The sequence below is a fragment of the Candidatus Cloacimonadota bacterium genome (assembly GCA_028706475.1).
GTDB lineage: Bacteria > Cloacimonadota > Cloacimonadia > Cloacimonadales > Cloacimonadaceae > UBA5456.
Map to the genome: position 1 here is coordinate 198036 of JAQWBI010000001.1, position 10093 is coordinate 208128.

Sequence of the window (10093 nt, forward strand, 5' to 3'; positions counted from 1 at the left end):
AGGCGAAGAGGAGAAAAGAGAGGTCGGAACAAAATATCTTTACAATTGGCATCTTTTTGGCATATAATAAATATGAGTATTTGTCTTCAGTTTACATAATGCCAAAACACAAATGCTTTATATTGTGGTTATTCGCGTGATGTTCTTGTGTTTGAACACGTTAACATCAGTAGTAAGTCATTTATTTATTCAAGACAAGGAGATACGTTATGAACCTTAACAAGTTGTTGCTGATAGTCCTGATCTTGTCATTGGGAACTTTCAGCGGTCTTTTTGCCCAAGTGAACATAACCATTGGTGATGGCACTGGTTCCAATACCACAACAGGTGCTCCCACACCTTATGGCACATTCTACAAGAACTTCCATCAACAGTTTTTGTACAGGGTTTCAGAGATCGAAGACGCTGGAGGTGGAGCAGGCCCGATTAACTCCCTTGCTTTCAACGTTATTAATTTGAACAATTGTACGGCAATGCCGAACTTTTCCATCAAGATTAAAACCACTACGCAAACAGAGCTGACCACCACTTTCGAAGTAGGTGAATACACGGAAGTATTTTTCCAGAACGATTTTATGCCTGTTGCTGGTATGAATGTACACACTTTTAACACTCCCTTCCAATGGGATGGAGCTTCAAACATCATTGTTGATATCATTACTACCTTGATTCCAGGGAGTTATGCTCAGAATGCATCCGTTCAGTTAACTGAAACAGGATTTAATAGCTCCTTGCGTTATCAGAGCGATAGCATTGATGCCAGCACTTCAGCAACGGGTACTTTGAGCATGAATCGCTCGAACGTAACCTTCAATATGACAGCGGTTCAAGTAACAGATCCTCCGAATCCGGCAAACATGATTTCACCGGCGGATGGTAGCACCATTTTATCCAATAGCGCTTCTCTGATCTGGTCTTCCGGTGGCGGAATTCCCAGTGGCTACAAGGTGTATTTTGGCACCACAAATCCACCTCCTTTCGTAGAAGATATCGGTTTCAACTACATTTATGACGTTGCAGACCTTTTGGGTGAAACTACGTACTATTGGCAGATAGTTCCCTACAATACTATCGGAGATGCCACCAACTGCCCTGTGTGGAGCTTCAGCACCCTGAGGGCAAACCAATTGGCTGAAAGCTTTGAAAGCACTGTCTTCCCGCCCGTTGGATGGGCAAACGGGAGTACCGGGAACTGGACTCGCAGTACTTCTACTCCGCTGTTCCATGGCGTTGCTCATGCCTACAAATTTACTTCAACTACCCTTGAATACTATCTTTCTACTCCTATGTTGAGCGTTGTCGCAGGCGATAGCTTCGAATTCTATACCCGCGCTACAAACACTTCGCAGGTCTTGAGAGTAGGTTATTCCACCGATAGAGTGCAATGGACTCAGATTGGCGGGGACATTACTTATGCCGCTACAGGTATTTGGTATCCCGTGAACATAGACCTTAGTACTTTAGCGGGCAACAACTATTATTTCGCATTCATAACTCCTCTCGCCACCTCAACTGGCAGTATTTATGTGGATCATGTGATTGGTCCCGATTTAGCTTCGTTAGCCCCGGGAGCGCCTATATTGACGGCTCCTGTAGACGAAGCGGTGGATGTGAGCAACTTCCCCACTCTTTCCTGGACAGCCGCCCTTACCGGAGGTGTGCCAAATGAGTATAGCATTTATCTGGATGCAAACCCCAATCCTACTACATTGATTGGCACATCTGCGACTACCAGCTATACTCTGGAAACTGCATTGACATATAGTACTCAATACTACTGGAAAGTTGTAGCCAGCAATGATGCTGGAGCCAGCGAAGCCAGTGAGGTATTCAGCTTTACCGTGTTGGATAATCCCACTATATCCACTTTCCCCTGGATCGAGGATTTTGGTACTGTTACAGGCGATTGGCCGGTGTTGAACTGGACCCAACTGAGCGGAATATTCCCCACTGTAGATGGTACTAGTACACAGTGGTACAGAGACGAATGGCTAAATGGGCCCACCGGAAACAACGCTGCCAAGATCAATATCTATGGAACCACTCGCAAGGGCTGGCTGGTAACTCCTCCCGTAGCACTTCCTGATGGGGGCTACGAGCTGAAGTTTGATCTGGGATTGACCGATTATGCCAATAGCGATCCCATCGAAGATCCTACGTCTCAGCAGGATGATAAATTCATCGTAGCCATGAGCGATACTCCAAATATGAGCAATCCCGTGACTCTGCGCGAATGGAATAACACCGGTAGTGAATATGTGTACAACCAGATTCCACATACTGGAACCGAAGTAACCTTGTACTTGACCGGAGTATCCGGAACCAAATACTTTGCTTTCTATGGTGAATCAACCGTATCCGGAGGGGACAACGACCTCTTTGTGGACAATGTACAGGTACGCCAGACTCCTACTGGTCCCGTGTTCACGATCAATCCCACTGAACACGACTTTGGCACTGTACTTGTGGGAGCAGCTCCCAGCAGAGAGTTCTTGGTCTCAAACACCGGTATAGGTGCGCTTACCATCAATAGTATAGATCTGACCGGTGACCAGTATTTCACGCTGAGTGGCTTACCTACTCTGCCTCTCGTTTTGAATATCGGCGAGTCATTTGTTTTTAGCGCCGTTTACGCTCCCACCGCTGAAGGTGAACACGCGGCGACCATAACCATTATCGACAACCTGGGCAGGACTACTCATACAGTACCTCTTCAGGGCGAAGGTTTTGATGCCACCATTACTACTTTGCCTGCCAGTGAGAATTGGGATACTGCCGTAGTTCCTGATTTCCCCTTGGGTTGGAGCACAATATATAATGCCACCACCACCTCGGCTTATCTGAGAACCAGCACCACCTCTCCATATAGCACGCCCAATTGCGTGCAGATGGCAAATTCCAGTGACGCAAACGCACAACTGTATCTGATATCACCTCCTGTAAGTACCGAAATACCGGTGAACGGACTTCGCGTAAGGATAATGGCAAAAGGAGGCACAAACTATGTGCTGGATGTCGGTACAATGTCCAATCCTGCCGATGCGGCGACCTTTGTACTGGCTCAGCAGTTAAACGTAGTATCCAACTGGAATGAATATGTGGTGAACCTCACCAACCACACTCCAGCAGGTCAATTCATCGCTGTCAGACACGGCTTGGGCGCTACTAATCACACCATTTACATTGATGATGTGAGCTTGGAGCTGATCGCGGCAAACGATCTTGCTGCTGTGAACATAACTGGAAACAGCACACCTCCGGTGAATACCGAGGTTACTTATAACATCAGTATTTACAATAATGGTACGGCATCACAGAGCACATATCAGGTAAAACTGTTCAATTCCAGCGATGTGGAGCTGAGTTCTGCAGCAGGAATTACAGTTGCTCCCGGCGCTACCGTGGAAGTTCCTGTTAGCTGGACTCCTACCGTGGAAGGTCTGGTTACTTTGTATGGAAAGGTAGTCCTTGCCGGCGACGTGAATCCTGATAATGACAGAACTGCAGACATGGGAGTAAACGTTACTGCCGAAGATGTGTTTATAGTGGAGGTTGGTAACGGGACTGAAGTGAATGGCGAGACAGCTGCACCTACACCTTACGGAACATATTACAAGAACTTCCGTCAACAGTATCTCTACACTGCTGCTGATTTGATTGCTCACGGATGTGTACCCGGGATGATCTATGCCCTGGCCTTCAATGTTCAGGATGTTAGAACCTGCTCAGCCATGCCGAACTACAGAATCCGCCTGAAGAACACTACCCAAACCGAGCTCAATACTACATTCGAAGTCGGCGAATACACACAGGTATGGCAACATCCAAACTTCCTGCCTCAAAACGGCTGGAATATGCACGTATTTACCACTCCTTTCCTCTGGGACGGTGCTTCGAACGTGATCGTGGATATCCTCACCGATCTTATTCCCGGCGGCTACACCAGAAACGCTGGAGTTTACTATACTCCTACCTCCTTCAACAGTTGCCTGCGTTATCAGAGTGACAGCAGTCCGGCAGATCAAGCTACAACCGGTTCACTCTCTCTAAATCGTGCCAATACCAGGTTCTACCTGAATGTGGAAGACATGGGCAGCCTTACCGGTACTGTAACCGAAAACGGTAATCCGCTCAACAACGTTACTATTACGATCGAAGATACGGTGTTCAATACCACTACAAACAACAATGGTATTTACACCTTTACCCATGCACCGATCGGGACTCACACGGTAACAGCCACTAAAAACGGATATACTCCAGTTAGTCACACTGTTACCATCAATGTGGATCAACAAACCGTTCAGGACTTTGCGATGACCGGTACTCCTGAGATCAGTATCAGTCACACGGAATGGAATTTTGGTGACATTAACCTGGGCGGTTCTGCCAGCCAGGACTTCAGCATCACAAATATTGGCGGTGGCAACCTTGGTATCGAATCGATCACGATATCCGGAAGTGCTACCTTCGTACTTAGCAATCTTCCAGCTTTACCGACGGATCTGCTGAACGAAGAAGCCATAGTCTTCACGACCACCTATACACCAAACTCACTCAACGATGATACCGCAACCATTACCATTGTCGATGATCAGGGAACCCGCCATGTGTTTGGCAGCATGAATGCGAATGCTACAGCCAAAAACAGCATCGGAAATCGCTCGAACAATCTCAACCGCGAAAGTCACACCATCTTGCTTAGCGGAACAGGCGTGAACGATATTACCATCGGCGCTGGAGACCAAGAAGCATACATCCCGTTGAACTTCTTCTACAACAACTCTCTCTTTGAGACTATCTATACCGTAGAAGAAATGAACGGCTTCGTAGGAATGATCACCGGTGTAAGGTTCTACACAAACTTCAACAGCGCTCATCCAGATAAACCGGCAAAGATATGGCTTGGTTCCACTACTCAGACAGATCTGACTGCAGGTTATATCCCTTCCACAAACCTGACTCTTGTGTTTGACGGAACGATGAGTTATCCCGCCGGTGAAGGTGTAGTAACTTTCGAATTTCCAGAATACTACATGCACTTGGACGGTGGAAATCTCGTGATGATGGTGCAAAGACCCATGGACACAAGTTGGGTCAGCGGAAAGTACTTCAAGACTCAAACGGTAGGAACTAATCGTAGCCGAAATGCAAATAGCGATGGTACCACATATGATCCTGCCAATCCTCCGGATGGTACGCTTAGCGGTCAATTCCCCAAGACCACATTTGTGGTGATTCCCGGCGGTGTAGGGCACATCACTGGAACGGTTCTGGGAGAGAATAACGTACCGCTGCAAGGAGTACAAGTTACTTTGAGCGGCAATCCCACCACCACTACAGATGTGAATGGCGGATTTTTCATTCCAAATATTCTACCTGGCGAATACACGCTTGGCTTCAGTATATATGGATACATCAGCCAGGACTATCCTTTTGAACTGGAAGAAGATGAAACCGAGGTCGTAAATATCACTTTGCAACCCATGCCCAAAGTATCGGTATCCGGCACTATTCAAGCCAGCGATACCTCCGTGGGCATCGCTGGTGCCAGCATCAGACTACAGGGTTATGCAGAATACAGCCTTACCACAAACGCTCTGGGTGAATTCACATCCGGTCCTGTGGTCTATGCCAATGAAAACTACCAATACTCAATCTCGGCTCCGGGATACAGCAGTCTTACCGGTACCATCGAAGTAGGCGCCACAGATTATAGTATGGGTGTGATCGTCATGTCCGAAATAGCCTATGCACCCACGGATGTTGTTGCTGAACTCAGCGAGTCAGGCAGTTCCGTAGAGATAGAGTGGAGCGCTCCGGATCCGAACGCAATGGAGATATTGGAAAGCTTCGAAGGCGAGCTCTTCCCGCCTGCAGATTGGTCTCAGATCATTACCTGTACCGGTGGAGCAAATAGCTTGGGTGTATTTCCCACCTGGCACAAATATAGCACCATCAACGATGCAATACCCATTGTTCCTACTGACGGAACCTATCAAAGCGGACTTACGTGGTATAACGGGCATCAGGACGAATGGTTGATTACCAATATCTTCAACTGCCCTCCGGATGCCTATATGACCTTCGATACCTATCTCAATATGGGATCCCAAATGGGTGATCACTATTATGTAAAGATATCGGCAGACAACGGAGTCACATGGGATGTCCTCTGGGATGGCGCTACCCAACCTATGGGAAACAACCATTACAGCACCCCCATTCATGTGGATATCAGCGCTTATAACGGACAACAGGTACAGATGGCTTTCCAAGCCGAGGATCCGCCCGATGATGCAGGACTTTGGGAAGTGTGGTATATAGACAACATCTACATTGGCAACTTTGTAGAAAGAGTATCCACCACCTTCACCGGCTCCGGAATTGGCACAAAGAGCACAAATCCGCAGAATAACCTCAGACAGCAGAACAATGCTCTACGTAGTGCGGAACCCGCTTCTGAAACCAAAGTAAATGGCAGAGCTCTGGTGGGCTACCGGGTATGGCGCCTTGTAACCGGAACAGAGGAAAGTGAAACCACATGGACCTTGCTGAACGAAGAAGTAACCAGCAATACTTTCTTTGAAGACGATGGTTGGAACGGTCTGGCAAACGGTAGTTACAGATGGGCTGTGAAAGCAGTCTATACTTCCGAGGTGTTGTCTTCAGCTGCCTTCTCAAACAGCATAGTAAAAGACCAACAGACAGGTAACTTCCAGGGACGTGTAACCAATGCCGGACAAGGAATTCCCGGAGCTACGGTGAGCACCAATACCGATATTTCTGCAACCACGAACTCTCAGGGATACTATAACCTTACCGTACCGGCAGGTACCTATACCCTTACCGCCAGCAAAACGGATTACCTCTCTCTTGAGGTTGCGAATATGACTGTGGCAGCCGGGCAGAATGTGACCGTGAACTTCAACCTGATCCATGTATCTGCGGAAGATGATGTATCTGCGGTTTCGGTAACAGTTCTGAACTCCAACTACCCGAATCCTTTCAATCCGGAGACCACAATCAGTTACGACCTCAAGGATGCAGGCATGGTTCGCATCGATGTCTTCAACTTGAAAGGTCAGCTTGTGCGTACACTGGTCAATGAAGAACAAGCTTCGGGCAGATACCGCTTAGTATTCAATGGTAAAGACTACAGAGGAAACCCGCTTTCCACTGGTGTTTATTTCTATCGCATGAAAACCGGTAACTACCAAAGCACAAAAAAGATGATGCTAATGGAATAAGCTTCTTTAGCTCAGATAAGATCAGCCCCGGAAGAAATTCCGGGGCTTTTTCCTTGACAAGAATACAGCGTGATCCCTGAATGTATCAGCAGCACAGCTGAAGGAGTTAATGATGAAAATGGACAGTCTTTTTTCGAAAATTAAAAGCACAATCCAAAGCGGTGCGGGCGCAAACCTCAGTATCGGCAACCCATCGAAAATAGGTGATGTCTCAGTAGTTCCGGTTGCCCGCGTGTCTTTCATGTTTGGTGGGGGAGCTGGAAAATCTCCCAATCGAAAACAAGAAAAGAAAACCCTGCCGGAAAATTCCGAAAATCCGGAAGAAACACCGAAAAATGAGGGCTTCGGCGGTGGTGGCAGCGTTAAAACTGATCCCGTAGGCATATATCTCATCAAGAATGAAACTGCAAAGTTCTATCCCATAATCTCAGTCCGTGAGATCGTAACCATATTCAGCCTTCTTGGCCTCTTGCTGTTGAAAATCTACAAACTCAAACGTAAGCGATGAATGTAATGCAGACTCTCATGAGCTTTTTAAGCCTGAAATTCCCGCAAAAAATCTTCCCTTCCTCTACAAGGATTCTCTATGCTTAGTATTTTTAGCCCCTCAAATTATGCTCCCTTCAATATCGCTCTCGAAGAATATCTGTTGAACCACTTTTCAGAAGATTGTTTCCTGCTGTACATCAATGAACCTTGCATCATAGTGGGCAGATTTCAGAACACTATGGCCGAGATCAATTATCAATGGGTACATCATCACGAAATACCGGTGGTTCGCAGATTAACTGGAGGCGGAACGGTTTTCCACGATTTGGGTAACTTGAATTTTAGCTTTATCATGCGCAATACCGACGATGAAACTGCCAATTTTGAACGATATACCAAGCCTGTCCTGGAAGTCTTGAACGAGCTGGGTGTTCCAGCTATTTTGCAGGGGCGCAACGATCTTACAATCAAGGGTATGAAGTTTTCCGGAAATGCCAAATTGGTGCAAAACGGGACTACCCTGCAACACGGCACCATTCTGTTCAATTCCCATGTGGAATCCCTTGTGCAAGCGCTCAAGGTAAATCCCATCAAGTTTTCCGATAAGGCCGTCAAATCAGTTCGCTCCAGAGTTACAAACGTGATTGATCACCTGCCGCAGGTCATGAAGCTGGGTGAATTTATTCCCCTGGTGCGAAACAAAGTCCACAGCCTTTATACAGATGCTACAGATTACACTCTCTCCATCGATGACCGTCAGGCAGTGCAGGAATTGGTGGATCGCAAGTATGGAACCTGGGAGTGGAACTATGGCAAGAGTCCTCAATACAACCTTGCCAATGCCATCAAAACCAAGGTAGGTACCATAGAATTGTATCTGGATGTATCCAATGGCATCATTACCAGCCTGCGCGTTTTCGGCGATTTCTTTGGTTCCAAAGACCTCAGGGACTTGGAATTGTGCTTCAGTGGCATATCCCACACCCACGAAAGTGTGCGTGAGATTCTGGAACGTTGCTCCTATCGGTCATATTTCGGTGACGTGGATTTGAATGATTTGGTAAATGCTATGTTCTAATTATGTAGATTTTTGTTGACAATAAAGCATAAGTACATCAAACTGTAATTAGTTATATGCTCAATAAGGAGAAGAAATGAGGAAACCTCTTGTTTTTATACTTTTAGTTGCAGTTCTGTTAGGTATTTTCGGTTGCTCAGTCACCGGATCTACCGAAAAAATGATTGTAAAATACGACATCGAACTTGCTCTTGTACGCAAAGCCAGCGATATCAACCAACGCTATCAAGCCCCCGTGGCAGATACCACCATGGGCAATGCCCGCTATGTTTATGAAGACGATCTCTTCCGCAGCATCTGGAGCGCCAGCGAATCCGGATGGGAACTGACTTTGTACAATAAAAGCGAAAAAACCCTTACTGTAGATTGGGATGAAGCAGTGTATATGGATGTGGATAAGATCGGCAGAGGCGTTTTGGTCTCCACCACCAAATACTCCGAACGCAACAATCCTCAAACTCCTACCGTTATCGTGCGCAGAGGAAACATCACTGAAAACCTCTTTTCCAAAGACCACGTCTATCAATCCAGCACCGGTGTATGGGCAAAACGTCCCCTGTTCCCCATCGATTTCAGCGAAGCTCAACGCTACAAAGGTAGAACAGTAAGCCTGATTCTGCCTTTCAGCGTCGATGGCCTTACTTCCCAATATGAATTTGTCTTCAACATCAAAAATGTAAGCGAAGTGCCTTCCACCTCAAATCCATGGCAGATCTTCCTGCTGGATCGCGCTCTTGGCGTAAACTTTTAATAGGGCTTCCACACAATACCGGTTCCATCTGGGACCGGTATTCTATTGCTTAGTATTCCAGCTCCTTCACTCTATCAGCACTCCCCAAGAGTTGGTAGCATGGGGGGGGGTAATGGCACGCAGATCTCGCAGATTTACGCAGATTATTAGGTATTGAGGATTGCCGCTGTCTCCACGGAAATGCGAAGCGTTTTCGTAGAGTGGCTCAGACGTCCTCGTCTGCATAAGCAGCGTAACTGCTTTCTTTTTGAAGTGACCTCCGGCCACTCTCGACACGATCGGGACTCCAAAAACGGAGCGCAGTCCCTCCAACTGCAACACCGTAGCACTGCAGAACCGCAAACACAAAAATATCACTCTATACACTGCAAAGAACTTCGGGATATTCCCTTCATTATCCCAACTTGAGCAGATTTTATCTTAACGCATTGGTATATATGGGCAAGCCTTTTTTTTAGGCACTAAACTCTACACTTTCACTCTACTAAGGATTTGGTTTTTTGCGACCTTAACTTTTAGTGCAGA

At 46.7% G+C, this 10093-nt stretch carries 5 protein-coding genes; 4 read left to right on the plus strand and 1 reads right to left on the minus strand.

Annotated features, from left to right (window positions below):
• The first annotated feature begins 209 nt into the window (after positions 1-209).
• From PHF32_00890 to PHF32_00905, 4 genes are all read left to right on the plus strand, one after another.
• Complete coding sequence (locus PHF32_00890; GenBank protein MDD4559287.1) at positions 210-7250, plus strand: carboxypeptidase regulatory-like domain-containing protein; 7041 nt, start codon at positions 210-212, stop codon at positions 7248-7250.
• A 112-nt stretch (positions 7251-7362) separates the two neighbouring features.
• Positions 7363-7758, plus strand: a complete 396-nt coding sequence (locus PHF32_00895; GenBank protein MDD4559288.1) for a GerW family sporulation protein — start codon at positions 7363-7365, stop codon at positions 7756-7758.
• 78 nt (positions 7759-7836) lie between these two features.
• Complete coding sequence (locus PHF32_00900) at positions 7837-8817, plus strand: lipoate--protein ligase (GenBank protein MDD4559289.1); 981 nt, start codon at positions 7837-7839, stop codon at positions 8815-8817.
• Positions 8818-8893: 76 nt separating this feature from the next.
• On the plus strand, positions 8894-9568 hold the full coding sequence (locus PHF32_00905) for a hypothetical protein (protein ID MDD4559290.1): 675 nt from the start codon (positions 8894-8896) through the stop codon (positions 9566-9568).
• Positions 9569-9634: 66 nt separating this feature from the next.
• Here PHF32_00905 and PHF32_00910 read toward each other — a convergent pair whose 3' ends face one another.
• Entirely contained in the window at positions 9635-9844 is a 210-nt protein-coding gene (locus PHF32_00910) for a hypothetical protein (GenBank protein MDD4559291.1), read from the minus strand.
• Between the last annotated feature and the right edge of the window lie 249 nt (positions 9845-10093).